Source organism: Desulfococcus multivorans, from assembly GCF_001854245.1.
GTDB lineage: Bacteria > Desulfobacterota > Desulfobacteria > Desulfobacterales > Desulfococcaceae > Desulfococcus > Desulfococcus multivorans.
In genome coordinates this window covers 3,085,035-3,109,892 of record NZ_CP015381.1, presented here as the reverse complement: position 1 = coordinate 3,109,892, position 24,858 = coordinate 3,085,035, and the positions used below count along the sequence as shown (strand labels likewise).

Genomic DNA, 24,858 nt, shown 5'->3' with positions numbered 1-24,858 from the left:
CAAATGCTAAGTTAGGTTTTGAGTATTACGGTTGAACCTGTTCATACCTTCTTTTGTGCCTTTGCAAAGGACAGTAACGGCCGCCTCCCGCCCCTTTTCGATGAACCGGGGCAGTTGCTCGAGCTCCTCCGGCGTAAATCCTTCGAGTACATGATCTACGACGTCGACGCCGGGTTCCGGTCGGCCAATGCCCATGCGAAGACGATTGAAAGCACCGCTTCCCAGGGCATTCATCAAAGATGCAATACCTCGATGTCCCCCATGACCTCCTTTCTCTTTTATTTTAATTCTGCCGAAGGTGAGATCGATGTCGTCGTGAATGACGATCATGTCCTCGACGTTCAGCCCAAACTCTTCCAGAAGCAAAAGAACCGGAGTTCCGCTCCGGTTCATAAAAGCCAGTGGTTTTGCCAGAACGGCCTTGCAATTGTCGATATTACCGCGACCGATCAGAACGTCGCTCCGCATTTCGTCAACGGAAATGGAAAAGGTGTCTGCGATGAGATCTATTACCATAAACCCGACGTTATGCCTGGTATGTTCATATGCCTTTCCCGGATTTCCCAGCCCTACAATCAGATGGAGGGGATCAGTCAATTATTCTTCTTCATCTCTCTGGTCGGAGGCTTCGGTTTCCTCACCCATTTCTTCTTCCTCTTCCTCGCCGGCCTCTTCCGGTCTACCGCTCAGAATGGTCAACACCGTAAAGTTCACGTCATGGGGGAATTCGACCCCTTCCTCGACGGCGATATCTTCGATGTGGATCGAGTCGCCTATGTCCAGATCGGTGATATCGACGACGATTTCCTCGGGCATCTGGTTGGGGTAGCAGAGCACCTCGAGTTCACGACGGATGATTTGAACCATTCCCCCGTTTTCCACCCCGATGGATTTTCCGGTCACGGTGACCGGGGCCGTGGCGCGGATTTTGCGATCCATGGCGATCTCATAAAAATCGGCGTGAATCATATCCCGTGAAACCGGATGTATTTGAAGATCCTTGATCATGGCTGTCTTGTTCCCGTCGGCGCCGTCAATGACGAGATTTAGAAAGACCTGGCTGCCGCTTCGATTCTTGACGGCCTTCTCAAGATCGGTCGTATCGATGGATAAGGCCAGGGTCTCAGCGCCGGGGCCGTAAAGTACAGCCGGGATTCTTCCCGCAGCCCGAAGGCGACGTGACGGCCCCTTTTTTCTTCCTGTTCTGATATTTGCTTTGAGATCAATGAATTCCAAAAAAAGCCTCCTTAGATGGTGAACCGGAATATGTAACCGGTTTTTTTGCAGATCGCAGGTTATACAAAAAGTGATGTGACCGAATCGCCCTCATGGCTGCGAATGATCGCCTCGCCGAACAGTTTGGAAATGGTGAGCACGGAGATTTTTTCACACACCTTCGCATCCTGGCTGAGCGGTATGGTGTCCGTCACGACAATGCTTTTGAGATCTGAATTTCGAATTCTGCTGATTGCCGGACCCGAGAGCACCGGATGGGTGCAGCAGGCATGGACCTCTTTGACGCCGTTTTTCACCAGGGCACCGGCGGCTTCGGTCAAGGTTCCCGCTGTGTCCGCCATATCGTCGAGGATGATGACGACTTTGTCTTTGACATTGCCGATAACCGCCATGGCCTTTGCCTCGTTAGGGGCGTCCCGCCGCTTGTCAATAATGGCAAGACCGGCATCCAGACGTTTGGCAAAAGCCCGCGCGCGCTCGACACCGCCGGCGTCGGGCGAAACGATGACGACGTCTTCAAGGTTGAATTTCGACCGAATGTGATCCAGAACGACCGGTGTAGCGAAAAGGTTGTCTACGGGAATATTGAAAAATCCCTGAATTTGCCCGGCGTGAAGATCCATCGTGATAACCCGGTCAGCCCCGGCCAACGTGATCATGTCGGCAACCAGTCTTGCGCTGATGGGTACCCGTGGGGCCACCTTTTTGTCCTGGCGTCCATAGCCGTAATACGGAATGACCGCGGTCACCCGCTTGGCTGAAGATCGTTTGCATGCGTCAAGCATCAGAAGCAGTTCAACGAGATTGTCGTTGACCGGACGGCACGTCGATTGAACCACAAAAACGTCTCTGGCACGGATGTTCTCGTTGATCTCGATCTGGATCTCTCCGTCGCTGAAGGTTTTGACCTTTGCCCCTCCCAAAGGAAGCTCGAGATAATTACAGATTTTGGCGGCTAAATCCGGATTGGAGTTTCCCGAAAATATGGTGATTTCGTTGTTCATCACTAATTGTTCCGTATCCCTTGAATCCCCAATGTCTTAAGGGGGTTTCCAAAATGGCTGGGGCGGGAGGATTCGAACCTCCGAATGCAGGAACCAAAATCCTGTGTCTTACCGCTTGACGACGCCCCAACATGATATCTTTGTCGACTACCCTTTCGTCTGCACGAGCAACTCCGCAGCATACAGCGTCCACTTCGTCGACGTTGAAAGCAGGTGCATTGCGGAATCCCTTTTTCCGGCTGTTTCAAAAAGGCCGAAGACCGTCGGGCCGCTGCCCGACATCAATGCACCGACCGATCCGTGATTCATGAGCGCCGTTTTTGTCGCTTCAATCTCGGGGAACCGGCGGATCGTTACCGTTTCAAGATCGTTGCAGAGATATCGCAAGATGTCAAAATCTTGCCCGTTCTCAAGGGCAAAACTTGTATTGGCTTTTTTACAATTTGTCAATCCCAAATTGAGGTTTTTGTACACATCCGCCGTGGAAACGCCAAAGGGAAATGCCGCCAATACCAGAAAAAAACGGCGAAGACCTTCACAGATCGTGAGACGCTCCCCGACACCTTCGGCAATGGCGGGCCGGCCCAGGATAAAGAACGGTACATCGGCGCCCAGGGACAGCCCCATCTCCATCAGTTCCCCGCTGGAAAACGGCCGGCCATAGTGACGATTCAGGGCGTTCAGCACGGCGGCGGCGTCACTGCTTCCTCCGCCGAGACCCGCTGCAACCGGAATCCGTTTCTCGATAGAGATGTGAACGCCCTCCCTTGTCTTCAGGTTGTCGAGAAAGCATGCAGCCGCCCGCCAGGCCAGATTGGTCTCATCCGACGGAATTCCGGGATGATGACACGTCAATTGGATACCCCGTTTCTGGACCCGCAACACCAGGGTATCGAAAAGGGTTACGGGGCACATCAGGCTGTATAGTTCGTGGTAACCGTCGGGCCGCCTTCCCGTTACGTGCAGAAAAAGATTAATCTTGGCCGGTGCGAGTATCCGGATCTCTTCAGCAAGGGGCTGTGAACGAAATTTCATGTATGTCCGGGATTATTGGGATACCGTGATGACCCAAAAGCCTTTACCGACCCATCGAATGAGAAAATGGGGCATAGCGTCTTCGGATGCGTTTCATTGCTGAATCAACCCACTTCCTTGACGTATATCATCCGCAAGTCATAGAGAATATGTTTCAGCATATCCCGTTCCTGATCGGTCAGGTTCCCCCGGGTCTTTTCCTCGAGCATCCCCAGAATATCGATGGTTTGCTTTGCCGCCGCCAGGTTTTTTGTTTTTTCTCCCGTGGCAGGATCGTCCAGAATACCCAGATGCACGAGAACCGAAGAATTCAGTGAAAAAATGAACATGGAAAAATCGATTTTGGGCAGGGGAACGGACTCGGCCTCTTTTCCCGCAGCTTCGTAGTCCTTAGCCATTTGGGCATCGGATTTTTTTCCGGAAGACGACTCTGCCGCCGTCGTGTCTTTCTCCTCAGCCATTTCGACCTCCTTCATGGTTGGGTGCGTTACGGTCGCACCAGCGCGGCCGGAACCCTCGTTTACGGTAATTCAGCCGCGCGGATAAACGTCTGTTTACAACTCGAGCGGGATGACCACCTTCACCAAAGGCAGGTTCCTCAATTCCTCGATCACCTCGGGCGGGATCGGTGTATCGGTTTCGAGGAAGATGATATTCCGGTCGCCGTCTTCTCCATGACCAACCTGCTCCTGCCCCACCTGCATGCGTCCGATGTTGATGTTGTTTTTGCCGAGGGTCATCCCGATACTGCCGATGGCTCCCGGCCGGTCAAGGTTGTGAATGATGGCGGAGTGGCCGTGAGGCGTCATTTCGAGACGGAAGTTATTGATTTTGACGATGCGCGGGTCGTTTTTGCCAAAAACGGTGCCGGCCAACGACACGCTCATCTCCGTCGTTTCCGTTGTCAGCCGAATCAGGTTGAGATAATCCTCGGCGTCGGCGCTGGTGGTCTCGGAGACTTTGATTCCCCGATCCTTGGCGATGATGGGCGCGTTGACCGAATTGACCATGTCCTTGACCATCGGCGTGAGGAGACCCTTGATGATGGCCGTGGATACCGGGGAAAGGTCAAGCCCCTGGAAGTCCCCCATATATTCGATGGTAACGCCCTTGACAGGGCCGCAGATCAATTGAGACATCAGGCAGCCCATACGGTCTCCCAGCGCCAGAAAAGGGCGCAGTTTTGCGAGAAGGTCTCCTGTGACCGAGGGGACGTTGACCGCGTTTACGATGGTGCCGGTGGTGAGGTAATCGATGATTTGTTGAGCTATCGCTACGGCGACGTTGGTCTGGGCTTCTTTGGTCGATGCGCCCAGATGCGGCGTACAGATGAAATTTTCCAGTTCGAATAAAGGGGAGTTCTCGGGAGGTTCCGTTTCGAAGACATCCAGAGCAGCTCCGGCGACTTTTCCGGACTTCATGGCGTCGTAAAGATCGGCCTCGTTGACAATGCCGCCTCGGGCGCAATTGACGAGCATGACGCCGTCCTTCATTTTATCGAAAGCGCCTCTGTTGATGAATCCGATGGTGTCCTTCAGCTTCGGAACGTGGACGGTGATGTAATCCGATCGTCGATACAGCTCATCGAGGGAAACGGCTTCGAAGCCGTCTTTTTCAATCCGTTCGGGCGTCACGAAAGGATCGTGAACGATAACCTGCATCTTGAGCCCTCGGGCTCTATCGGCGACGATGGAGCCAATTTTTCCGAAACCGACAACGCCGATGACCTTATTGAAAATTTCACGCCCCTGAAGCTTCTTTTTGTCCCATTTACCCGCTTTGAGTGTGGCGGTACCGCGGGGGATGTTCCGTGAAAGGGCCAACATCATGGCGATGGCGTGTTCCGCAGTGGTCACGACATTGCCTGTGGGGGTATTCATGACGACGACGCCGCGCTTGGACGCCGCCGCAATATCGACGTTGTCCAGGCCGATACCCGCCCTGCCGACGACTTTGAGCCGGCCGGCCGTTTGCAGCAGATCTTCGGTTACCTTTGTCGCGCTGCGGATGACCAGGGCATCGTAATCCCCTATGATGGATTTGAGTTCCTCCGGTGCCAGGCCTGTTTTCACATCCACATCGATGCCGTCCGCTTTTTGTAACATCTGAATCCCAATTTCACCGAGGTTGTCGCTCACCAGAACTTTCATCGTTTTTCCCCTCAAAACCGGTCGTAACCGAAAAGATAAAAACCATGCAAAAGAAAAATATAACCTCACCGATAAACCAGGACACAATATAAATTGGAGGCGTTTTGTCAAGCACAAATATTTAAACGGAGCATGGGACCTGTCAACGCGTTGGATAAGATAATGGTTCAAATATCATCGTAATTCGGTTATAGATATAAATCTATTCGGTTACAGGGGTGGATATTCGTTTGTCAGGCCAAAGGCCAACAAAGCAAGGAGGTGCCATGCATCGAACAGCAGCGGGGAAGACCCGGATAGGATGGATAGGAACGGGTGTCATGGGAAGATGGATGTGCAAGCACGTCATGGACAGCGGTTTCACCGCCACTGTTTACAGCCGTACCCGAGAGAAAGCCAGGCCGTTGCTGAACGAGGGGGCATCCTGGGCGGAATCCCCTGCTGCGGTTACGGCTGCCGCCGATGTGGTCTTCACCATCGTCGGCACCCCGGAGGATGTTCGGGCGGTCTACTTCGGTGAAATGGGAATTATTTCTTCAGCTCGGCCCGGCATGCTGTTGGTGGACATGACCACGACCCGTCCCAGCCTGGCTGAAGAGATTTTCCGTACTGCGGCGTCCAAGGGCGTCCATGCTTTAGATGCACCTGTTTCTGGCGGCGATGTCGGCGCCCGGGAGGCGCGACTTTCCATTATGGTCGGCGGTGAGCGGGAAGCTTTCGAGGCGGCCGCCCCGCTATTCGAGGCGATGGGGCGGAAGATCGTATACCAAGGTGTCGCCGGCGCCGGCCAGCATGCCAAGATGTGCAACCAGATCATGATTGCCGGCACCATGATCGGTATGTGTGAATCCCTGCTTTACGGCGCCAGGGCTGGCCTGGATCTCGAGACCATGCTCGCCGGCATTTCAGGCGGAGCGGCGGCGTGTTGGTCGCTGGACAACCTGGCGCCGAGGATCCTGCGGAAGGAGTTCGATTCGGGCTTTTTTGTGGAACATTTCGTCAAGGACATGGGGATTGCCCTGGATGAAGCACGCCGGATGAATCTCGCGCTTCCCGGGCTCGCTCTGGTCGATCAGTTATATCACGGCGTAATGGCTCATGGCGGACGGCGCCTGGGGACCCAGGCGCTGATGCTGGCGCTGGCCCGAATGAACCATATCGACTTCGAGGATTAGAAAACGATTTTTTCAGGAGGCCTGCGTTCGGGGACATAGTCCCGGGGGATCTTTCCCTCGTTCCATTCCTTCGAAACGTAGAGATTGCAATAGCAGCTCCCGAACTCCGCCACGTCCGGCGCTCGGTAGACGCAGGGGCAGATGATGTCCTTGTCGCTCTCCCGGTCGCCCGACGCCAACCGGCAAGGACAGGCCATGTATCCGTATCGTTCCTTGTTCACGATGAGCGCCTCGATAAGTTCCATCGTTCGGGCCTCGTCCCGGTTGAAATAATATCCTTTGGGCTCATGAATTTTTCTTAATTGTTCGTAGAGTTTTCGGGCGTCCATCACATTCCCAGAGCCTCCTTGATTTCCTTTTCCTTATACCCGACGATGACCTTGTTGCCGATGATGATGGTAGGGAAAGAGCAACGGGGGTTAATTTTTTTTATGTCTTCGATGATGGCCTTCCGTTCGTCTCCTTCGAGCAGGTCGACATCCACGAAATCATATTGGACCGTACATTCCGCCAGAAGCCGTTTGGTGGCTTTGCAATGACTGCATGTGCTGAGGGAATAGACCTGGATATTCTTGTCGTCCGAAGGGTCAGGAGCCGTTCCCTTGTCATTCACCATATTATCGTCCTTTCATGTGGGTGGGTTGGCGCGCCGAAGATGCACCGCATCGGTGGGGACGGCCTTCCGACCGAATTTCGGCGCGGCCCCGACTGAAATGATCACTCTTTAACACATTTGACGGGTTTAAGCAAACGCGAGACACGCTTTTCCGGACAATATAAGGCGTTACGCAAGGGGCGCCAGAAGGCCCAGGGATGCCAGGCAGGTGAAGGTCGACGGGGCCTGGGCGCGGAGCACATCCTTTCGGGAAACAAAATCCTTCAGATCCTCCCAGTCGTCGATATCCCGCCATTCCGGCAAAATATGGAACGCCCGCCCCTGTCCGGGCATTTTTTTTACAGTTTGACGCAGAACCGTCGGCGTGCTCCAGATGATGCCCCGAAAGCATCGGGGAGAAAAAGAGCGCTTGTTAAAACCGATGAGATAATACCCGCCGTCCGTGGAGGGCCCCAGGACAGCCGGACGATGGCGGAGGGCGTCGAAGGCCTCGCGGATAACATCTTCCGGCAGCCCTGGAACATCCGTTCCCATCAGGAGCACCTGGGTATATTTTTCGGAAAAGGCATGTACAAAGGCGTTCGCCATTCGTTCCCCCAGGTCGGCACCGATCTGGGGCCGGAAGCGATAATTTCCGGTCAACCATCGAATGACGGCTGCTTCTGCCCAGGGGGGATGGAAACAGATGATCACCGGTCGGTCTGTCCGATGGAGCATGGAAAGGATGTCTTCCACAAAGCTCTGGTAGAGTCTGACGGCGGCGTCCCGGCCGATGGATTTGGCCAGACGGGTTTTGACCCGACCTTTTTCGGGGTTTTTCAGAAAAAGCAGCACGATCTGTGCAGCAGAGTGGCTATCGGAATTGATCATGGCGTCGGGACCTTTTTGTGTGTGCCGTTGAAAAATGGATGCCTACCCCATAAGAAGGCATACCGTCAACATTGTCCTGTGGTTCGGCAATTTGAATCGGATCGCCCCACCTTCGGGAGGGGGTGTCGGTATTTATTGAATTTGATTCAATTTATTTATGAGATTGATCTGTAAATTTCTCGCTTGACATGACTTCCTTTTTTGTATATCCCAAAATTCGAATAACGAGCAGAATTCACAGCTGAATTCACAGCTGAATTCATCATGGACCGCGGCCAAAGGCATATGCTTTTGGCAATGTTTTTTTTAAGGAGTCTTTATGGCGTTCAAATTTAAGTTTTCAGGGAGCGGCGGTACATTCCCTCACGGCGTGCACCCCCCCGAAAGAAAAACGTTTGCGGAAAATGTGGCGATCGAGGTCATGCCGCCGCCGCAAAGGGTCATGATTCCCCTGCTGCAGAATGTCGGGGCGCCCAGCAAAATTGCCGTCAAGCCCAAGGCGACGGTAGCCTTCGGCGAGAAGATCGCCGATGCGGGAGGTTTTGTGTCCGTGCCCATCCATTCTCCCATTGCGGGTAAGGTCATGAAGGTGGGAACGACGACGCTGCCCAACGGTCGTCATGTTCCGGCGATACCCATCAAGGCCGAGGGCGATCAAGTGAGCGGTCAGGCGTTGTGGGACGACATCTTCGGCGGCGAATGGCCCCGGGAGGGATTGGAGCGGTATAGCCGGAAAGAGATCGTCGACGCCATCCAGAAGGCCGGCGTCGTAGGGCTTGGCGGGGCAACCTTCCCGACCCATGTCAAATATGTCCCCAACGACGAAAAACCCATCGACACGGTGCTGATCAACGGATGCGAGTGCGAGCCCTATCTGACCTCGGATTATCGGATGATGATCGAGGTGCCCGAGCCCATCATTACCGGCGCACTGCTCCTTGGTCGGGTTACCCAGGCCCGGAATATCATCATCGGCATCGAGGACAACAAGCCCAATGCCATCGAAGTGATACGGAAAGCGGCAGCGGGTACCGGCATCAAGGTTGCCGTTTTCCGGACAAAGTATCCCCAGGGCAGTGAAAAGCAGCTGATCCTGGCGGCCACCGGTCGAAAGGTGCCGCTGGGCGGACTGCCGCTCGACGTGGGCGTGGCGGTGAGCAACATCTCCACGGCAGCCGTGGTGGCTCGGGCGGTTTTAAGGGGCAAGCCCCTGACCCACCGTGTGATTTCAGTCACCGGTGCCGGCATCCGGACCCCGAAAAATCTGTTGGCCCCCATCGGCATCAGCATGGGCGATATGATCGATTACTGCGGCGGGCTGACTGAGGATGCCGCCCGGGTTGTGGCCGGCGGCCCCATGATGGGTTTCGCCTTTTCCGATATGGCGACGCCGGTGACGAAGGGCACCAGCGGCATCACTGTTCTCACCCATGGAGATCTGAAACGGGAAGCGGAGACGAACTGTGTCCGGTGCGGCCGATGCGTGGATGCCTGTCCCATGAACCTGGTTCCCAGTAAGTTGGCGCTGGCCTCCCGCAAAAAAGACATCGATCTGGCCCAGATGTACAACATCATGGCGTGTTTCGAGTGCGGCTCCTGCGCCTACATCTGTCCTGCTCAGATTCCCATCGTACAGCTGGTGAGGACCGGCAAGGCCGTCGTGATCGGGGCGAGCAAAAAATAAGAACGCTTGACTTAACCTCATTCGGGAAGTTGCGGAACTTCCTTCAAAGGTAATTTTTTATGGCGAAAGATAAAGAACAGACATTATCGGCTGCGGAAGAGATCGCACCGACGATCCACGTGGCGCCCTCGCCCCACCTGTCCAGCACATCCACCTCGACCCGGCAGATGATGCTCGATGTCCTGATTGCACTGGTGCCGGTGGTGGGGGCATCGATCTACGTTTTTCAGATGTATGCGGTCAGGCAGTTGGCCATCTGCGTGGGGACCTGTCTCCTGGCCGAAGCCGCATTTACCCGCATGCGGGGCAACCCCCTCTCGCTTCGGGATTTTTCCGCAGCGGTAACGGGGGTGATCCTGGCGTTGTCGCTGCCGGGCACGGCGCCTTGGTTCGTTGGCGTGATCGCTTCCATTACGGCTATCGGCATCGGCAAGATAATCTTTGGCGGCGTGGGCATGAACATTTTCAATCCCGCTATGGTCGGCCGGGCCTTTGTCATGATTTCATTTGCAACCTTTCTCGGAGCGTCGGGGTATCAGGACGTGAACAGCGCCGTCGACGCCATTACCCAGGCAACGCCTATGGATGCTTTTAAACAGGGGGGCGTCGTCGCATCGATACCCGCACTGTTTTGGGGTGTGACCAACGGTTCCCTCGGTGAGACCAGCGCCGTGGCGTGCCTTATCGGCGGCATCTATCTCTGCATCCGGCGGACCGCTTCCTGGGAGATTCCTGCGGGGGTTCTCGCAGCGGTCGCCGTCATCGGCGGGATCGCCGGTCTTCTCCAACCTGAGTCCGAATGGACGATTCTCCACCACGTTCTGGGGGGGTCGCTTTTGTTCGGGGCATTCTTTATCGCCACCGATCCGGTCACCAGTCCGCTTACCCCCAAAGGAAAGCTTCTGTTCGGCATCGGCGTTGGTGCTTTTATCATGTTGCTCAGAATTTTCAGCGGCTATCCCGAAGGCGTCATGTTCGCCGTGCTGCTCATGAACGGCGTGACGCCCCTCATCAACCGCTGGACCATTCCCAGACCCTTAGGCGCAAAATAGGATTGGAGATTATGAAACCGATAGAACCCATGGAGCCGATGCCGCCCTCCACATTCGAGCGGCTGAAGAACAACAATATCATTCAGGCATGGTTGGTGCTGTTTCTGGCCCTTTGCTTTGGTTCCGCGCTTGCCGGGGTACAGATGACCCTGGGGCCCAAGATCGAAACCAACAAGATCAATGAGACGCGGGAAAAGGTACCTGAACTCGTGCTGGGAAAAGCGGCCGCCCAGAAGATGGCGGAGCAGGGACAGAACCTGGAAGCGCTGCCGGAAAACATCGTCGTCGAAAAGCCGGGTAAGCAGAGCACGTACAACGTGTTCGAGGCCCGAAAAGACGGAGATCGACTGGGTTGGGTCGTCAAGGCCGGCGGACAGGGATACGCCGATAAGATCGAACTGCTTTTGGGCCTGGATGCCAAGGCGGAGAATATCACGGGTATCTTCGTTCTCGAACAGAAGGAAACGCCGGGCCTCGGCAATAAAATCGTCACGGACGAGTGGCGCGACCAGTTCAAGGGTGTGGGAACCGACCAGCTTCTGACTGTGGTCAAGGGCGGCAAGACCAGCGTTCCCAACGAGATCAATGCCGTGACGGGCGCCACCATCTCATCGAGAAGCGTTACCGACATCATCAATACGGCTGTGGCGGACCTGAAAGGGCCGCTGACCGCCAAAGGATCGGGGGGGAAATAACACATGGCCGATCAACCCACAGCTATCGAGCGTTTTATCCAGGGGATACTGCCTGAAAACCCGGTGTATCGCCAACTTCTGGGCCTCTGCCCGACACTGGCGGTGACCAACGGCCTCAAGGCCGCCATCACCATGTCCGCGGCTGTCGCGTTTGTGCTCTTCTGCGCCAATGTGGTGACCAGCCTGATGCGTAATCTGCTGAAACCGCACCTCAGAATCGTCATCTTTACCCTGACCATCGCAACCTTCGTTACCATTGCGGACCGGGTTCTTGCCGCCTACCTTTACCAGATGAGCAAGGTCCTGGGACCCTATATCCCCCTGATCATCGTTAACTGCATCATCATTTGTCGTTGCGAAGTCTGTGCGTCAAAGCAGGGCGTATTCGTCGCAGGTGCCGACGCCCTCGGCCAATCCATCGGTTTCTGCCTGGCCCTTTGCAGTATCGCTGCGGTCCGAGAGATCCTGGGAACCGGCATGCTCTTCGACATTCGTCTGCTTCCCGCTGCCTGGTCGGACTGGGTAATAATGGTCCTGCCGCCAGGTGCATTTCTAACTTTCGGACTGCTTTTGGGCCTTGTCAACTGGTACAGCGATCGACAGTCGCAAAAGGCCAACAGGGGGTAAAACATGTTCAGTTATCTGATAGACATCTTTCTGATCGGTGTTGTCGCCGCATTGATCAATAATTTTGTGCTCTATTATTTCGTCGGGATCTGTCCCTTCGTGGGGGTCTCCCGAAAGATCAGCACGGCGTTTGGGATGGGATGTGCGGTCATCTTCGTCATCTCCATTGCGGCCCTGATCAGCTGGACCATTACGACTTTCGTCCTTATGCCGGGCGCCCCCCTGACCCGCTGGGTGGCGGCGCATTTCATGACGCCCGAGGCCGCCGCAGGCGTCGATCTGACCATCCTGAGCTATATCGTCTATATTTTCGCCATCGCCTCGTCGGTTCAGTTTGTCGAAATGTACGTGCGGAAGTTTTTCCCGCCCCTGTACAAAGCCTTGGGGGTCTATCTTCCCCTTATTACGACCAACTGCGCGATTCTCTTCGCCTGTCTGATCATCATGAGCAAGATCGTGGGCGTGGACAATCCGGCGGACGCCTGGGACCTGGGCCGCGGCCTGACCCTGGCCGTCGGCGGCGGCATCGGTTTCACCATCGCCATCGTCATTATGGCCGGTATCCGGGAGGAACTGGACCTGTGTGATGTTCCCAAGCCTTTTCAGGGCGCGGCGATCACCCTCATTGTTGCCGGCATCCTGGCCATGGGCTTTATGGGATTCACCGGGGTGGATTCCGGACTCAGGAAGGCGATGATGCCGGCACCCGCGGTGGCGGCCCAAGCGCAGACTGCACCTGCAGCCGATGGCACGGGGGCGAACCAATAGGCGCGGAAAACCGCGATCGATTCATCAATTCCATACACGCGAGAGGGTTCTATGAATTGGGTAACCATCAGTCTTTCCGCCGCGACACTGTTCGGCATGGCGGTTGTCATCAGCTATATATTGGGGTGGGCCAGCAAGGCATTCTACGTCAAGGTCGACCCTCGGATTGAAGCGATCATCGAGGCGCTTCCAGGCGCTAACTGCGGCGGCTGCGGATTTGTGGGATGCGCCGATTACGCGGAGGGCGTTGTCCTCAGCGGCGCTGCCGTGAACAGATGCCCGGTGGGCGGGGCGGCCTGTGCGGCCAGCGTCGCGGCCATCATGGGCATCGAGGTGGACGAGAGCTATCCCCAGCGTCCGATTGTCCATTGCGGGGCGCATTACGAAGATCGCAAGGGGCGGACGCCCTACTTCGGAGAGATGACCTGCCAGGCAGCAAACATGGTGGCAGGGGTCCAGGCCTGCACCTATGGGTGTCTCGGGTTTGGGGATTGCACCCGAGCATGCAAATATGATGCGATTCACGTCATCGACGGCCTAGCCACCGTGGACTACGATAAATGTATCGGATGCGGTGCCTGCGGCAGCGTCTGTCCAAGGAACATCATCACCATTACGCCCTTCAAGAAATCCCGGATTCTGGCCGTCGGCTGCTCCAACAAGGATGCCGGCAGGGAGGTCATGGCCGTATGCGAGGTGGGGTGCATCGGCTGCAAGGCCTGTGCAAAAAAATCCGAGTTGTTCAAGATCGAGGACAACCTGCCGACCATAGACTATGAACACTGGGACGCCGAATGCACGCTTGACGTCATGGAGGCTTGTGAAAAATGTCCGAGGAACCGTCTGATTTTCGTGGGAGAACCGTCCCCCGCGGATATCGCTGCGACCAAAGACAAGCCATTGCCTGAGGTGGTGGAGGCTGATTTCAAGACCACTGTCGACGATACCGAGTGGCGCGGATAGTTCTCGATATCGCATTTCCTTAAATCGAATTTTCAAAAAGCCGGGCGGCGACGCCCGGCTTTTTTTGTGTGTGTCGCGGCCGGTTCCCGGATTTCCCAGCATCGGGGCGAATAGTTGGGGCCGCCCATTGTTTGAGGGGGTATGGAACATCGTTTGGCGGGGCGCGGGATCAGGGCGGACACACAGGTCCGCCCCTACGTTGACCGCAATGTCATATCATCCGGCCCTCGTGGTCTGGATTTGGTGCAACAGGCCCGTATATCGCGGCTGGTTCCCGGATACCCGTAGGGGCGGACCTGTGTGTCCGCCCTTTTCGGATTGTGTGCGGCTTTTATCTTCCGGATGTGTTTCAGCCCATGGCGTGCGCCCCCCTCATCCTGCCTGTTTCCCTCTCAGAGTTTACCGACAAGCCCATATCTTTAGTCTGAATAGACAAAAATGTGATAAATATAAAAATAAGTCACGAAATTGTCTTTGATGTTCAGTCAACGCTATCAAGTTCCGGCGTTACGCTTTTGTAATGATAGCAATAAAATAATTAAAAATTGAATAGTTGCAATATAAGTGCGGTGGATCAATAAGAACCGGTACGCATATTGCTGACATCAATAGAAGTAGGCTGATCTTTAAGACAGCGGGAGCCTGCAAAGATCCCCCGTTTCAAGCGTCACAGTCACACCGATACCCTGGGAGGCATGTCATGAAACAGATTCAAGCGATCATCAAACCCTTCGAGTTGGAAGAGGTCAAGTACGTTCTGAATGAAATCGGCGTCAAGGGCATGACCGTGGCGGATGTGAAGGGTTTTGGCCGTCAGTTGACGGGAGCAAACGGGGAAAGCGCAATCTGACCGACGTCCTGAACATCGTTCATGGGCTGCAACGTGAAAACCGCCGGAAAAACAGGAGATGAAAAAATGAAGTGTTTATGCACAGGTTCAACAAGGATCAGGTTCGCCGTGGTGTTGATGTCTGCCGTCCTTTTTTTCGCCTTCGGCGCTGCGGCGTTATCGTCAGCGGAAGAGGGACGGGCCCTCCAAAAAGCCGTCGAAGGAGTTCCGGGAGTCTTGCTGAAAGGAAAGACTCAGGAGGAGATCCGCAAGGACCTGCCGGTGTCGGGAGCCTATCGGGATGAAACGACGCCCATCGCCGAGGATGTCGAGGTGACGGTGGCCGGCAAAGCCGAAACCGTCTCCATTGTCCGCTACCTGTCGGATCTGGAGATCCTCCAATACCGGGGCGACGTGCTCTGGACCTGTATCGCCGCCTTTCTCGTCTTCATCATGCAGGCCGGGTTCGCCATGGTGGAGTCAGGCTTCACCCGGGCCAAGAACGCCGTCAACATCATGATGAAGAACATCATGGATTTTTGCATCGGTACCATCGCTTTTTTGATCATCGGATTCCATATCATGTTCGCGGGTCCTGATGAGCCCCTTTTCTTCCTCGGTAAAACGGAGGCTACCCAGTGGGGCTTTGCTTTCTGGCTTTTTCAGTGTGTTTTTGCGGCGACAACGGCCACCATCGTCTCCGGCGGCGTGGCCGAACGATGCAAGTTCACCAGTTACCTGATCTACAGCCTCGTCATCTGCGCGGTGATCTATCCGATCTTTGGCGGGTGGGCGTGGGGCAGTCTCCTGGACGGATCGGGATGGCTCGAGGCGGTTCTGGGCGTCGGATTCTATGACTTCGCCGGCTCGACCGTCGTCCATTCCATCGGCGGCTGGCTTGCCCTCGCGGGGGCCTTGGTCATCGGTCCCCGGGTCGGCAAATTTGACGCCGACGGCACCCCCAAGGCCATCCCCGGCCATAATCTGCCGTTTGCCGTCATCGGCGGATTCATCCTCTGGCTGGGATGGTTCGGCTTCAATCCGGGCAGCACAACGACCTTCGACGGGAATCTGGCCCGCATTGCCGTCATGACCAACATCGCCGGCGCCGCCGGCGGAATTGGAGCTATGGCCGCTATCTGGTTCTACACCCAGAAGCCGGATGTCGGCATGACCGTGAACGGATTTCTTGCCGGCATGGTGGCCGTCTGTGCGGCGGTGGATGTCGTCAACGTTTTTGGCGCACTGATCATCGGGCTCGTGGCGGGCGTCCTGGTGGTCTTCAGCGTCATCTTCATCGAACGAAAGCTCAAGGTCGACGATCCCGTGGGCTGTGTCAGCGTGCACGGCGTCTGCGGGGCGTGGGGCACTCTGGCCTACGCCGTCTTCGGTGTCGAACAGTTCAGCATGACGGTGCTGGCGGCGCAGCTGGTCGGCATCGGAGTGGCGTTTGCCTGGTCCTTCGGGTGCGGCATGGCTTTGTTCCTTGCTATCAAGCATACCGTGGGGCTTCGGGTGACGGCTGAAGAGGAAGAGGTCGGCCTCGATATCAAGGAACACGGCAACGAAGCCTATTCCGGATTACAGGTTGACCGTCACAGTTATTGATTTTCATGGCGTTTCACGATTCGGCCGGATGTCCGGCATTGACGTGGGCGTTGGAACCGTGCCGGATCCAACGGCATCCATAACCGCTGAGGAGCAGAACCATGTGTGCCATTGCAGGTATTCTATTCAAAAACGACAGACGCGGCAATTTCAATTTGACTACGGGCGAGGCCCTGACCCTGATCTTGGATGCGACACTTCACCGGGGTCCGGATTCTGCAGGTTGGGCTCTTTATCAAGATCCGATGCCGGGACAGCTGCGGATGCGCTTTTTCATCCCGAAAGGCGGAGACGCGAAGATTGAAACCGATAAGGTCCGACACGTGCTGACAGGAGAGGGGGTCGACGTCGTCGCAGCCGCGCCTTTGGGTTGCACCATAGGCGTCACGGCTCGGTTCGCGGGCGACCTCCTCGCCTTGACCCGTGCCGTCGAACACCGCGTCAGGCTGGTTTCCATGGGCGAGCGCCTTGACGTCATCAAGGACGTGGGGCAGCCGCTGGACCTGGCGTCACGGTACGGCATCGGCGATTTCAACGGGGCCCACGGCATCGCTCATATCCGGCTCGCAACCGAGTCGGGGGTTCATCCCGACACCGCACATCCTTTCTGGGCCTGCGGCTTCGCCGATATCGCCACGGTTCACAACGGTCAGATCACCAACTACTGGATCATGCGAAGGCGTCTGGAACGTCGGGGCATGACGTTCCAGACGGAAAACGATACGGAACTGATCGCCGTCTATCTCGCCTACCGAATGAGCTCAGGAGCGAGCCTGGAAGCGGCCCTGGAGACCTCTCTGGCGGACCTGGACGGCACCTTTTCCTATCTGGTCGCCACCAGGGACGCCATTGGATACGCCAAGGACAAGCTGGCAGCCAAACCCATGGTCAAATATGAGGACGACGACATGATCGTGATCTCGTCGGAAGAGGTGGGGATCAACCGCCTTTTTCCCGGGCGAGCCCTCGCCACCACCGAACCGGCCCCCTTGACCTGCGGGCTTTGGTCAAGATCGCAATAAGAAAGGCGCACCCCATGGCAACCATCGATTTATCCCATATGTCCGTTCGAACGGCCAACGAGGTCATCAAGGGCTACGGCGCTGTCCACGAGGATATCGACATCATCAACCCCGATGCCCGACATTATATCGCCGTAGGTCTTACCAACCCCATTCGTCTGCGGATACACGGATCTGCCGGATATTTCTGCGGCGGACTTACCGACGGGCCCCATATCGACGTGGAGAGGAACGTCAGCTGGGGAGTGGGTGACAACATGCTTGCCGGAACCGTTGTCGTCGGCGGCAATGCCGGCGCGCTCGCCGGCGAGGCTCTCCGGGGCGGAACCGTCGTGATCCGGGGTAACATGGGATCCCGGGCCGGCCAGGTCATGAAGAAGGGAACCCTTTGCTGCGCAGGTCATTCGTCCTTCATGGCCGGATACATGATGTACGGCGGTCGGATGGTCATTCTGGGCGATTCCGGCGAACGGGTCGGCGAGAACATGGTCGGCGGCGAAATCTTTGTAGGCGGCAGGATTCAATCCATGGGCAATGACGCGGCGGTGGTGGCGCCCACGGACGAGGAAACGGCGAGCGTCATGGCCTTTCTCGATCGTTTCGACATACGCTTCAACGGTCGATTCAAAAAGATCGTCTGCGCGGGTGGGGACCTTCGGTACGGTATTCCTGAATCCCGTAGGCGGATCATTCCGCATACTCTGTTTTCCGGAAACGGGGCATCTTACTGGAACGAGAAAACGGTGGAGGACATCCGGATCAAGTCCGCCATCGGCCGTTGCCGGATTCGCGGATTCGGTGCCGCCCGGCACGTGCCTCATTTTTCGGACATCGCGTTTCGAAGCGATCCGGAATGCCTCTCTACGACATCGGATCCGGTATCCCGAGTCGCCATGAGGACCCTCATCGGCGACAAGCACGGCGCCCGGGCGTTGGATCTCAGCATGCCGGTTATGGTCGCGCCCATGAGTTTCGGGGCCCTGAGCCCCAAGATGAAGACGGCCCTGGGGATCGCCTCGCGTCTTTCCGGGATTTCCGAAAACACGGGGGAGGGCGGAATGTATTCGGTGGAGCGGGCCGAGGCCCGCCAACTCATCGCCCAGTGCCTTTCCGGCCGTCTTGGCTGGAACATTCATGACATGAAACGGGCCGACGGTCTGGAAATCTATATCTCCCAGGGCGCCAAGCCCGGTCTGGGCGGGCAGCTCATGGCCGCCAAGCTGACCCGGGAGATCGCTGCCCTGCGCGGCATACCCGAAGGGATGGATCTGCGGTCGCCGTCGCGTCATCCCGACATCCTGGGCGGGGACGATCTGATCATGAAGGTTCGGGAGTTCCGGGAAGCGGTGGGGTGGCGGCTGCCGGTATCCATCAAGCTGGGGGGCGGCCGTACCCGGGACGACGTCAAAATCGCCTTCAAGGACGGTCTCGATTTTGTCGAGCTTGACGGCCTTCAGGGCGGCACGGGTGCGGCCGGCAGTGAGGTGGCGGAGTACGTCGGCATCCCTACGGTTTCGGCTCTGATGGAAGCCCTGGACGGTCTGGCCGAGATTGGCGCCGAAGGCCAACTGCCCATCGTGGTGATGGGCGGCATCCAGAGCGGCGTCGATGCAGCCAAGGCCATCGCCATGGGGGCGACTGCCGTGGGCCTCGGCACGTCGATGCTCATCGCCGGAGGCTGTATCGGTTGCATGGACTGCAGCTCGGGCAATTGCCCAATGGGCATCGCCACCCAGTCGCCGGAGCGGACCTCTCGGTTCGACGTCGAAAAGCAGGCCTGGAGAATGCACACCTACCTGGAGTCGATGCGGTTTCAGCTTGCGGCCGTAACCTGTTCCCTGGGGTATACGGATGTGCGCCAATTAAACCGCGGCGATCTGGTGGCCCTCACTCCCGAGGCCGCCGAATTGACCCGGTTGCCCTATGCGCCGGAGTATCGAAAGGGGTTGCGGGAATACCGACCAGGCCCCAAAGAATCAAAACCGGAAACCGGTACGGCAAACTTTTCAAGAAAGTCCTTTCGGTTGATCCGGGCCATGTCCGGAACGCCGGCCGTGGACGACATCGGTCAGCGGGAGATTCTCCGAGCACTGTGGGTTCCTCGGGAGGATCCTTTCCCGCTGTCCCGACCGTCGCACCTGGACGACGTGGTTTTTCTATCTGCGGCCTTGACGCGTTTGGTGATCGATCCCTATCGGGAGTCCTGTTCCACCCGGACCCATATCGCTCGAAGCATTGAAATCGGTGACAATGGCGGCTCCAAGCCTACGGTGGTGCTCGCGCATCCGCTCCTTTTCACCGGATTCGACGGGGCCCCGGAAAATGTCCGACAGGCCCTGGCCAGGGCATTGGCGGCCACCGGGTGTGGTTATGTCGGCCGAAAGCCGCCGGCGGAGGATTTCGAGAAGCATCGCCATCAGTGGTTTCAGCTCGTTGCCGATGGCGATCGATCGGATCCTCGCGCCGTCGGGATGATCTACGAGGTTCACGGCGGCGCTTTTTCATTGACGACAATGACGCGTTGCCGTTCCGGTCAACTGCTGGGATTGGCCGTGAAAGGGCCGGACCTGGCCGAGGCGGTCCCCTATGCCCTACATCATCGGTTCGACATGCTCCTTTTGGACGGCAGCGGTATCGGGGTTCCGTGGAGCGAACTCAAGGCCGCACCCGACCTGACCGTCATGCGAGACGCCATCCGACTGCTCCGGGATCGAAACATGGAGGAGGAGATCGCGCTGCTCAATTTCGGGGGGATGCGTTCGGGCACCGACGTGGCCAAGGCGTTGGCCATGAACTGCACCGCCTCGGTGATCGGCGCCGCCATGGGGTTTGCCGCAGGAGGCGTCCGGTATGGTGATATCCTGGCATTTCAGGAAACGGATGCCGTGCCGGTTCTGGAGGCGTCTATGATCAACTGGATCAAGGCTGCGGTCCAGGAGATCGCCGTTATCGCCCGATGCACCGGAAAGACCAACGTGCACAACCTGGAGCCTGAGGACATGCGGACCATCACCCTGGCCGCCTGCCGGGATTTGGACATTCCCCTGGCATCCGGGGAAACAAAGCGCCAAGCGTTTTAACCGGTTCGTAGATGGATGCCGATTTTGAAATAACGGCTGAAAATAATGGTGCCAGGGTGTTCACCCGCCTACGCATCCTACGGCGACAACAATCGGACCCAACTTTTCCGCTGCCCGGCCCCCAATCGATTCGAGGACCGATCTCCCTCGGCCATGGTCAATCCCTATCTCCTCATGGCGGCTCACATCGCCGCCGGACTGGACGGCATTAAAAATCGGATCGACCCGGGCGATGCCGTCATCGGGGAGAATGTCTGGAATTTGCCGTATGACCAGCGCCGGAAGCGGGGAATGATCCTGTTGCCCCAGAACCTCATGGATGCGGTAACGGCCCTTGAGGCGGACGAGGTGGTCTGCTCAGGCCTTGGCCCCATCGCCGAGGAGTTCATCCGCCTCAAGCGGGCCGAGTGGTCCGAGTTTATGCGGCACGTCACCCCGTGGGAGGTAAAGCGATATCTGACGTTTATCTGATTCGGTATGTCCATTGCCGCAGCGCTTTATTGAAAACCGTCCGTGATGTCGTTGGACGGTTTTTTTGTTCATTGAAGCTCAACTTTCGACTTTCACAGGCCGGTGCCGACACCATCATGAAAGCTGAAAGTTAAGAGAGAAATTGCATTAAAATTCTGTTGATGATTTGATGTCCATAGCGTATGACTCTGGCGCCCGACCCTGAATTCGTCGCCGGTTAGTGCAGCGTATATCCAGGAAATAGCTAATGGTATGCATAAAATATGATTAGACCTTGAAATATTTTTCCACAACGGTATAGTGCCGAGACAAGGCAATAAAACGTGAACGACATGACATCCCCAGGGAATCTTTACATCGTTGCCACCCCCATCGGCCACATGGACGATATCACTATCCGGGCGATCAACGTCCTCGGCCGAGTCCGCGTCATCGCGGCGGAAGACACCCGAAATACGGCAAGACTTCTCTCCCACCACCGGATCGGAGCGCCTTTGGTCTCATGCCATGAGCACAACGAGGAGGACCGGGCGGCGGAACTTCTTGCACGGCTTGAATGCGGGGAAGACGTAGCCCTGGTTTCCGACGCCGGCACCCCGACCCTTTCGGACCCCGGGTACCGGCTGGTCCGAATGGCCGTGGACAAAGGCATAAAGGTCATACCCATACCCGGTCCGTCAGCCGCCGTCAGCGCCCTGAGTGCCTCGGGACTGCCCACGGACGCATTTGTATTCGTGGGGTTCCTTCCCCGGAAGCGCGGCAAGCGGTCCGAAATGCTCGAAGCGCTGAAAAGGCAGCCGATGACGCTGATCTTTTACGAATCCCCCCGTCGGATACGCGCTCTCATCCAGGAGGTCTCCATTGTGATGGGGGACCGGGAGGCCGTGCTGTGCCGAGAGATGACAAAGACCCATGAGGAGTTCATCCGGGGACGGCTGTCGGAGATCCTGGCGGTCCTGTCGGCACGACCCGATGTCAAGGGGGAGTGCACGTTCCTGGTGGCGGGCCGCGGGGAAGATGATGCGCCTTCACCGGAGGTGATTCGATGCGAGATCGAAGCGGCCCTGGCCGAACACGGCGTCAAACTGTCGGGCATCTCCCGGCGTCTCGCAGAAAAATACGGGGTTTCCAAAAATGTTATCTACCAGGAGGCTCTGGCCATCAAAGAAAGGAAACAGAAGGAATGAACAAGCTGGATGCGATTTTTTCCCCCCAGTCCGTGGCGGTCATCGGCGCTTCGTCCACGCCGGGAAAGGTGGGGCACGATATCTTTGCCAATATTTTGAGAGGCGGTTTCAAAGGAGTGCTCTACCCGGTCAATCCCACGGCCAGGTCGATTCTGAGCGTCAAGGCCTACCCCAGTGTCACGGATATCCCGGATCCCGTCGATCTGGCCATGATCATTCTTCCACCCAAGCTCGCCAGGACAGCCGTAGCGGATGCCATCCAAAAAGGGGTGAAGGGCATCGTCATCGTTTCGGCGGGTTTCCGGGAGGTCGGAAAAGCGGGGCGCGACATTGAGGATCAAATCGTGGAGATGTGCCGCAAGGCCGACATTCGGCTCATCGGTCCCAACTGTTTAGGGGTGATCAATCCGTTGACCTCTGTCAGCCTCAACGCCAGCTTTTCCAGTCGAATGCCCAAGGCTGGAAACATCTCCTTTATTTCCCAGAGCGGCGCCCTTTGCACGGCCGTGCTTGATTTCGCAGCCGACAGGGATTTCGGATTCTCCAAGTTCATTTCCATCGGCAACAAGGCGGATGTGGATGAACTGGATCTGCTTCGGTATTTTCATCGGGATTTCGATACCGAGGTGATTATGATATATTTAGAGGAGTTACGCAGAGGTCCCGAATTCATCGAAGAGGTGAAGAAGATCACGTCGGGTGATCGACCCACACCGATTCTCGTCATCAAGTCCGGCAGAACCGCCGCCGGCGCTCAGGCCGCCGCTTCCCACACCGGGTCGCTTGCCGGCTCGGAAGCGGTATACGACAGCATTTTCGAGCAGGCAGGTATCATCCGCGTGGACTCCATCAACGACCTTTTCGATTTTGCCAGCACCTTCGCTTACAAGAACGAGTCGATGCTGGGAAAATTCCGACGAAAAATTCCCGAGGGGAATCGCGTGGCCATCGTCACCAATGCGGGGGGGCCCGGGATCGTCGCTACGGACATGACCATCTCATCCGGTCTTCAACTTGCCGAATTCAAGGAGGACACCATCGAAACCCTGGCAAGCCATCTGCCGGCGGCGGCCAACCTCCACAACCCGGTGGACGTCATCGGCGACGCGGCCCAGGATCGGTATGAAAACGCACTGGCGGCGGTGATCCGGGACGAAGGGGTCGACGGGGCACTCGTCATCCTCACCCCACAATCCATGACCAACGCCCTGGGTACCGCCGAGGCGGTGGTCAGCATTGCACGGCGAACCCACAAACCGATCCTTTGCTGCTTTATGGGAATCGTCGACGTCTCGTCGGGGGTCAAACATCTTCAGGAAAACGGGATCCCGGTTTTTCGTTTTCCGGAGGCCGCGGCCCGGGCTTTTGGCACGCTCTATCGCTATTCCCAATGGTTGAACCGTCAGAGCCTGGCCCAGTTCACCCTGAGTCACGACGTCGCCGGCGCGCGCGACATCATCAACGATTGTCTTGAGCGCGGCCGAACCCGGCTGGGGGAATTCGAAGGCCTCAGACTTCTGGCCTGTTACGGTTTTGATGTGTTGCCCACTGAACTGGCGGCCACTGATGCCGAGGCCGTCGCCGCTGCGGATCGGATCGGGTATCCGGTGGTTCTCAAGATCGTCTCCCCCCAGATACTTCACAAGTCCGACGCCGGCGGGGTGAAAATCGGCATGAAGGACGCCGCGGCGGTTCGGAAGGCCTTCAATCAGATCGTGGAGGGTGCTCGGAAATACCGCGCCGACGCGGAGATCGAAGGGGTGCTTGTCCAGAAAATGGCCGAGCCCGGTCGGGAGGTGATTCTGGGCGCGAACCGATACCCTGTCTTCGGTCCCCTCATCATGTTCGGTTTCGGTGGCATTTTCGTCGAGGTTTTCAAGGATGTCTCGTTCCGCCTTGCCCCCATCGGCCGGAACGAAGCCCGCCGAATGATGCGAAAAATCATGGGATACAAACTCCTCAGGGCCTTCCGGGGTCGTCCGGAATCCGATCTGGCGACCGTGGAGCGGCTTCTGGTCAGTCTTTCGGACATGGTCGTCAATCATTCCGAGATTCAGGAGCTGGACATCAACCCCCTCCTGGTTCATGAACAGGGGCGAGGCGCCACTGTGGCCGACTGTCGAATGATCCTCAAGGCAGCCGATGGCGTTGTCGCCTGAAGCCGCCGTTCATCCGGTAATCCTTCGGGTGCCGGCGGATGCATATCTTCCCCTGGCACCGAGGGACCGGGTCCGTTTTTTGAGTGGCTATGCCCGACAAGCCTTGATCCTTTCCGCGGCGTTACGGGGAGTCGTTCTTGCCCCGGACCAGCTGGTCAAGGACAGCCTCGGCCGACCGCTCTCCGTCGGGGGCGGTTACTGGTCCGTCAGCCACAAACCTCAATATGTCGCGGGAATTTTTTCACCTGAGCCCGTGGGCATCGACATCGAAAGGATCCGGCCATACAACCTCAGGCTCCAATCCAAGGTGGCGACAAACCATGAGTGGCGCTTGGTGAAATCCGACACACCCGACGCTTTTTTCCGCTTTTGGACCGCGAAAGAAGCCGTGCTCAAGATCGGCGGCATTGGCATCGCCGATCTGCTGAAATGCCGCGTCCGACATGTGGACGGACGCCGAGGCCTGTCGTTGCGGTATCGGCATCGGGACTACCGGGTTTGTCACACCTGTGTGGAAGACCATATCGCGGCGGTTGTCCTGGGAAAATTTCCTGTTCAATGGCGATTTCCCGAGTTGCCATGAACCGCTGCGAAGGTTTGACAGCAGGGCTCCCGACCCATATATTA

General features: G+C 56.9%; 24 protein-coding genes and 1 tRNA gene. 15 read left to right on the top strand and 10 right to left on the bottom strand.

The window, feature by feature from the left end:
* Positions 1-6: 6 nt before the first annotated feature.
* The 7 genes from pth to serA all read right to left on the bottom strand — a co-directional run bounded on the left by pth (position 7) and on the right by serA (position 5,425).
* Positions 7-597: an aminoacyl-tRNA hydrolase gene (gene pth, locus dmul_RS13545; protein ID WP_020878520.1), complete on the bottom strand. Its 591-nt coding sequence runs from the start codon at positions 595-597 to the stop codon at positions 7-9.
* On the bottom strand, positions 598-1,236 hold the full coding sequence (locus dmul_RS13540; RefSeq protein WP_020878519.1) for a 50S ribosomal protein L25: 639 nt from the start codon (positions 1,234-1,236) through the stop codon (positions 598-600).
* Between the two features lie 59 nt (positions 1,237-1,295).
* Positions 1,296-2,240 carry a ribose-phosphate diphosphokinase gene (locus dmul_RS13535; RefSeq protein WP_020878518.1) on the bottom strand — a complete coding sequence of 315 codons (945 nt, stop codon included), beginning with the start codon at positions 2,238-2,240 and terminating at the stop codon, positions 1,296-1,298.
* 54 nt (positions 2,241-2,294) lie between these two features.
* Positions 2,295-2,369, bottom strand: a tRNA-Gln gene (locus dmul_RS13530).
* A gap of 18 nt (positions 2,370-2,387) precedes the next feature.
* Positions 2,388-3,275 carry a 4-(cytidine 5'-diphospho)-2-C-methyl-D-erythritol kinase gene (ispE, locus tag dmul_RS13525; protein WP_020878517.1) on the bottom strand — a complete coding sequence of 296 codons (888 nt, stop codon included), beginning with the start codon at positions 3,273-3,275 and terminating at the stop codon, positions 2,388-2,390.
* Positions 3,276-3,379: 104 nt separating this feature from the next.
* On the bottom strand, positions 3,380-3,736 hold the full coding sequence (locus dmul_RS13520) for a DUF1844 domain-containing protein (protein ID WP_020878516.1): 357 nt from the start codon (positions 3,734-3,736) through the stop codon (positions 3,380-3,382).
* Positions 3,737-3,829: 93 nt separating this feature from the next.
* Positions 3,830-5,425 carry a phosphoglycerate dehydrogenase gene (serA, locus tag dmul_RS13515; RefSeq protein ID WP_020878515.1) on the bottom strand — a complete coding sequence of 532 codons (1,596 nt, stop codon included), beginning with the start codon at positions 5,423-5,425 and terminating at the stop codon, positions 3,830-3,832.
* 266 nt (positions 5,426-5,691) lie between these two features.
* On the opposite strand from serA, the gene dmul_RS13510 reads away from it, so the two are divergent.
* The gene (locus dmul_RS13510) at positions 5,692-6,600 is read left to right on the top strand and encodes an NAD(P)-dependent oxidoreductase (RefSeq protein WP_020878514.1); all 909 of its coding nucleotides are present in this window, start codon (positions 5,692-5,694) and stop codon (positions 6,598-6,600) included.
* Here the strand turns inward: dmul_RS13510 and dmul_RS13505 are convergent.
* The 3 genes from dmul_RS13505 to dmul_RS13495 all read right to left on the bottom strand — a co-directional run bounded on the left by dmul_RS13505 (position 6,597) and on the right by dmul_RS13495 (position 8,086).
* Positions 6,597-6,929, bottom strand: a complete 333-nt coding sequence (locus dmul_RS13505; RefSeq protein WP_040416620.1) for a ferredoxin-thioredoxin reductase catalytic domain-containing protein — start codon at positions 6,927-6,929, stop codon at positions 6,597-6,599. The two genes, dmul_RS13510 and dmul_RS13505, sit on opposite strands and share 4 nt — an antisense overlap.
* Positions 6,929-7,216: a glutaredoxin family protein gene (locus dmul_RS13500; RefSeq protein ID WP_020878512.1), complete on the bottom strand. Its 288-nt coding sequence runs from the start codon at positions 7,214-7,216 to the stop codon at positions 6,929-6,931. The genes dmul_RS13505 and dmul_RS13500 overlap by 1 nt, the downstream gene beginning before the upstream one ends.
* Before the next feature lie 168 nt (positions 7,217-7,384).
* The gene (locus tag dmul_RS13495) at positions 7,385-8,086 is read right to left on the bottom strand and encodes a TIGR04282 family arsenosugar biosynthesis glycosyltransferase (protein WP_020878511.1); all 702 of its coding nucleotides are present in this window, start codon (positions 8,084-8,086) and stop codon (positions 7,385-7,387) included.
* Positions 8,087-8,405: 319 nt separating this feature from the next.
* On the opposite strand from dmul_RS13495, the gene rsxC reads away from it, so the two are divergent.
* The 14 genes from rsxC (at position 8,406) to dmul_RS13425 (ending at position 24,814) form a co-directional block, all read left to right on the top strand.
* Positions 8,406-9,770, top strand: coding sequence for an electron transport complex subunit RsxC (gene rsxC, locus dmul_RS13490; RefSeq protein ID WP_020878510.1), 1,365 nt, complete (start codon positions 8,406-8,408; stop codon positions 9,768-9,770).
* A 59-nt stretch (positions 9,771-9,829) separates the two neighbouring features.
* Positions 9,830-10,822: an RnfABCDGE type electron transport complex subunit D gene (locus dmul_RS13485; protein WP_020878509.1), complete on the top strand. Its 993-nt coding sequence runs from the start codon at positions 9,830-9,832 to the stop codon at positions 10,820-10,822.
* Positions 10,823-10,833: 11 nt separating this feature from the next.
* A complete protein-coding gene (locus tag dmul_RS13480) occupies positions 10,834-11,517 on the top strand; it encodes an RnfABCDGE type electron transport complex subunit G (RefSeq protein ID WP_020878508.1) in 684 nt (227 codons plus the stop codon).
* Between the two features lie 3 nt (positions 11,518-11,520).
* Positions 11,521-12,144, top strand: coding sequence for an electron transport complex subunit RsxE (gene rsxE, locus dmul_RS13475; protein ID WP_020878507.1), 624 nt, complete (start codon positions 11,521-11,523; stop codon positions 12,142-12,144).
* A 3-nt stretch (positions 12,145-12,147) separates the two neighbouring features.
* Positions 12,148-12,912, top strand: coding sequence for an electron transport complex protein RnfA (locus dmul_RS13470; protein ID WP_020878506.1), 765 nt, complete (start codon positions 12,148-12,150; stop codon positions 12,910-12,912).
* Between the two features lie 51 nt (positions 12,913-12,963).
* Positions 12,964-13,875 carry an RnfABCDGE type electron transport complex subunit B gene (locus tag dmul_RS13465; RefSeq protein ID WP_020878505.1) on the top strand — a complete coding sequence of 304 codons (912 nt, stop codon included), beginning with the start codon at positions 12,964-12,966 and terminating at the stop codon, positions 13,873-13,875.
* Positions 13,876-14,575: 700 nt separating this feature from the next.
* Positions 14,576-14,725 (top strand): P-II family nitrogen regulator, encoded by a 150-nt coding sequence (locus dmul_RS13460; RefSeq protein WP_020878504.1) that lies wholly within the window; start codon positions 14,576-14,578, stop codon positions 14,723-14,725.
* 66 nt (positions 14,726-14,791) lie between these two features.
* On the top strand, positions 14,792-16,312 hold the full coding sequence (locus dmul_RS13455) for an ammonium transporter (protein ID WP_020878503.1): 1,521 nt from the start codon (positions 14,792-14,794) through the stop codon (positions 16,310-16,312).
* A gap of 101 nt (positions 16,313-16,413) precedes the next feature.
* Positions 16,414-17,334 (top strand): class II glutamine amidotransferase domain-containing protein, encoded by a 921-nt coding sequence (locus tag dmul_RS13450; protein WP_020878502.1) that lies wholly within the window; start codon positions 16,414-16,416, stop codon positions 17,332-17,334.
* 14 nt (positions 17,335-17,348) lie between these two features.
* A complete protein-coding gene (locus tag dmul_RS13445; protein WP_020878501.1) occupies positions 17,349-20,414 on the top strand; it encodes a glutamate synthase-related protein in 3,066 nt (1,021 codons plus the stop codon).
* 45 nt (positions 20,415-20,459) lie between these two features.
* Positions 20,460-20,885 carry a glutamine synthetase catalytic region gene (locus dmul_RS13440; protein ID WP_020878500.1) on the top strand — a complete coding sequence of 142 codons (426 nt, stop codon included), beginning with the start codon at positions 20,460-20,462 and terminating at the stop codon, positions 20,883-20,885.
* A 332-nt stretch (positions 20,886-21,217) separates the two neighbouring features.
* The gene (rsmI, locus tag dmul_RS13435) at positions 21,218-22,072 is read left to right on the top strand and encodes a 16S rRNA (cytidine(1402)-2'-O)-methyltransferase (RefSeq protein ID WP_020878499.1); all 855 of its coding nucleotides are present in this window, start codon (positions 21,218-21,220) and stop codon (positions 22,070-22,072) included.
* Entirely contained in the window at positions 22,069-24,231 is a 2,163-nt protein-coding gene (locus dmul_RS13430; protein WP_020878498.1) for an acetate--CoA ligase family protein, read from the top strand. Before rsmI ends, dmul_RS13430 begins: the two co-directional genes overlap by 4 nt.
* Entirely contained in the window at positions 24,215-24,814 is a 600-nt protein-coding gene (locus dmul_RS13425) for a 4'-phosphopantetheinyl transferase family protein (protein ID WP_020878497.1), read from the top strand. Before dmul_RS13430 ends, dmul_RS13425 begins: the two co-directional genes overlap by 17 nt.
* The last annotated feature ends 44 nt before the right edge of the window (positions 24,815-24,858 follow it).

What these genes read in the sequence shown, in the direction of transcription:
- dmul_RS13535 (WP_020878518.1), bottom strand. Translation starts at nt 2,240, where the DNA reads ATGAACAACGAAATCACCATATTTTCGGGAAACTCCAATCCGGATTTA.
- ispE (WP_020878517.1), bottom strand. Translation starts at nt 3,275, where the DNA reads ATGAAATTTCGTTCACAGCCCCTTGCTGAAGAGATCCGGATACTCGCA.
- dmul_RS13520 (WP_020878516.1), bottom strand. Translation starts at nt 3,736, where the DNA reads ATGGCTGAGGAGAAAGACACGACGGCGGCAGAGTCGTCTTCCGGAAAA.
- serA (WP_020878515.1), bottom strand. Translation starts at nt 5,425, where the DNA reads ATGAAAGTTCTGGTGAGCGACAACCTCGGTGAAATTGGGATTCAGATG.
- dmul_RS13510 (WP_020878514.1), top strand. Translation starts at nt 5,692, where the DNA reads ATGCATCGAACAGCAGCGGGGAAGACCCGGATAGGATGGATAGGAACG.
- dmul_RS13505 (WP_040416620.1), bottom strand. Translation starts at nt 6,929, where the DNA reads ATGGACGCCCGAAAACTCTACGAACAATTAAGAAAAATTCATGAGCCC.
- dmul_RS13500 (WP_020878512.1), bottom strand. Translation starts at nt 7,216, where the DNA reads ATGGTGAATGACAAGGGAACGGCTCCTGACCCTTCGGACGACAAGAAT.
- dmul_RS13495 (WP_020878511.1), bottom strand. Translation starts at nt 8,086, where the DNA reads ATGATCAATTCCGATAGCCACTCTGCTGCACAGATCGTGCTGCTTTTT.
- rsxC (WP_020878510.1), top strand. Translation starts at nt 8,406, where the DNA reads ATGGCGTTCAAATTTAAGTTTTCAGGGAGCGGCGGTACATTCCCTCAC.
- dmul_RS13485 (WP_020878509.1), top strand. Translation starts at nt 9,830, where the DNA reads ATGGCGAAAGATAAAGAACAGACATTATCGGCTGCGGAAGAGATCGCA.
- dmul_RS13480 (WP_020878508.1), top strand. Translation starts at nt 10,834, where the DNA reads ATGAAACCGATAGAACCCATGGAGCCGATGCCGCCCTCCACATTCGAG.
- rsxE (WP_020878507.1), top strand. Translation starts at nt 11,521, where the DNA reads ATGGCCGATCAACCCACAGCTATCGAGCGTTTTATCCAGGGGATACTG.
- dmul_RS13470 (WP_020878506.1), top strand. Translation starts at nt 12,148, where the DNA reads ATGTTCAGTTATCTGATAGACATCTTTCTGATCGGTGTTGTCGCCGCA.
- dmul_RS13465 (WP_020878505.1), top strand. Translation starts at nt 12,964, where the DNA reads ATGAATTGGGTAACCATCAGTCTTTCCGCCGCGACACTGTTCGGCATG.
- dmul_RS13460 (WP_020878504.1), top strand. Translation starts at nt 14,576, where the DNA reads ATGAAACAGATTCAAGCGATCATCAAACCCTTCGAGTTGGAAGAGGTC.
- dmul_RS13455 (WP_020878503.1), top strand. Translation starts at nt 14,792, where the DNA reads ATGAAGTGTTTATGCACAGGTTCAACAAGGATCAGGTTCGCCGTGGTG.
- dmul_RS13450 (WP_020878502.1), top strand. Translation starts at nt 16,414, where the DNA reads ATGTGTGCCATTGCAGGTATTCTATTCAAAAACGACAGACGCGGCAAT.
- dmul_RS13445 (WP_020878501.1), top strand. Translation starts at nt 17,349, where the DNA reads ATGGCAACCATCGATTTATCCCATATGTCCGTTCGAACGGCCAACGAG.
- dmul_RS13440 (WP_020878500.1), top strand. Translation starts at nt 20,460, where the DNA reads ATGGTGCCAGGGTGTTCACCCGCCTACGCATCCTACGGCGACAACAAT.
- rsmI (WP_020878499.1), top strand. Translation starts at nt 21,218, where the DNA reads ATGACATCCCCAGGGAATCTTTACATCGTTGCCACCCCCATCGGCCAC.
- dmul_RS13430 (WP_020878498.1), top strand. Translation starts at nt 22,069, where the DNA reads ATGAACAAGCTGGATGCGATTTTTTCCCCCCAGTCCGTGGCGGTCATC.
- dmul_RS13425 (WP_020878497.1), top strand. Translation starts at nt 24,215, where the DNA reads ATGGCGTTGTCGCCTGAAGCCGCCGTTCATCCGGTAATCCTTCGGGTG.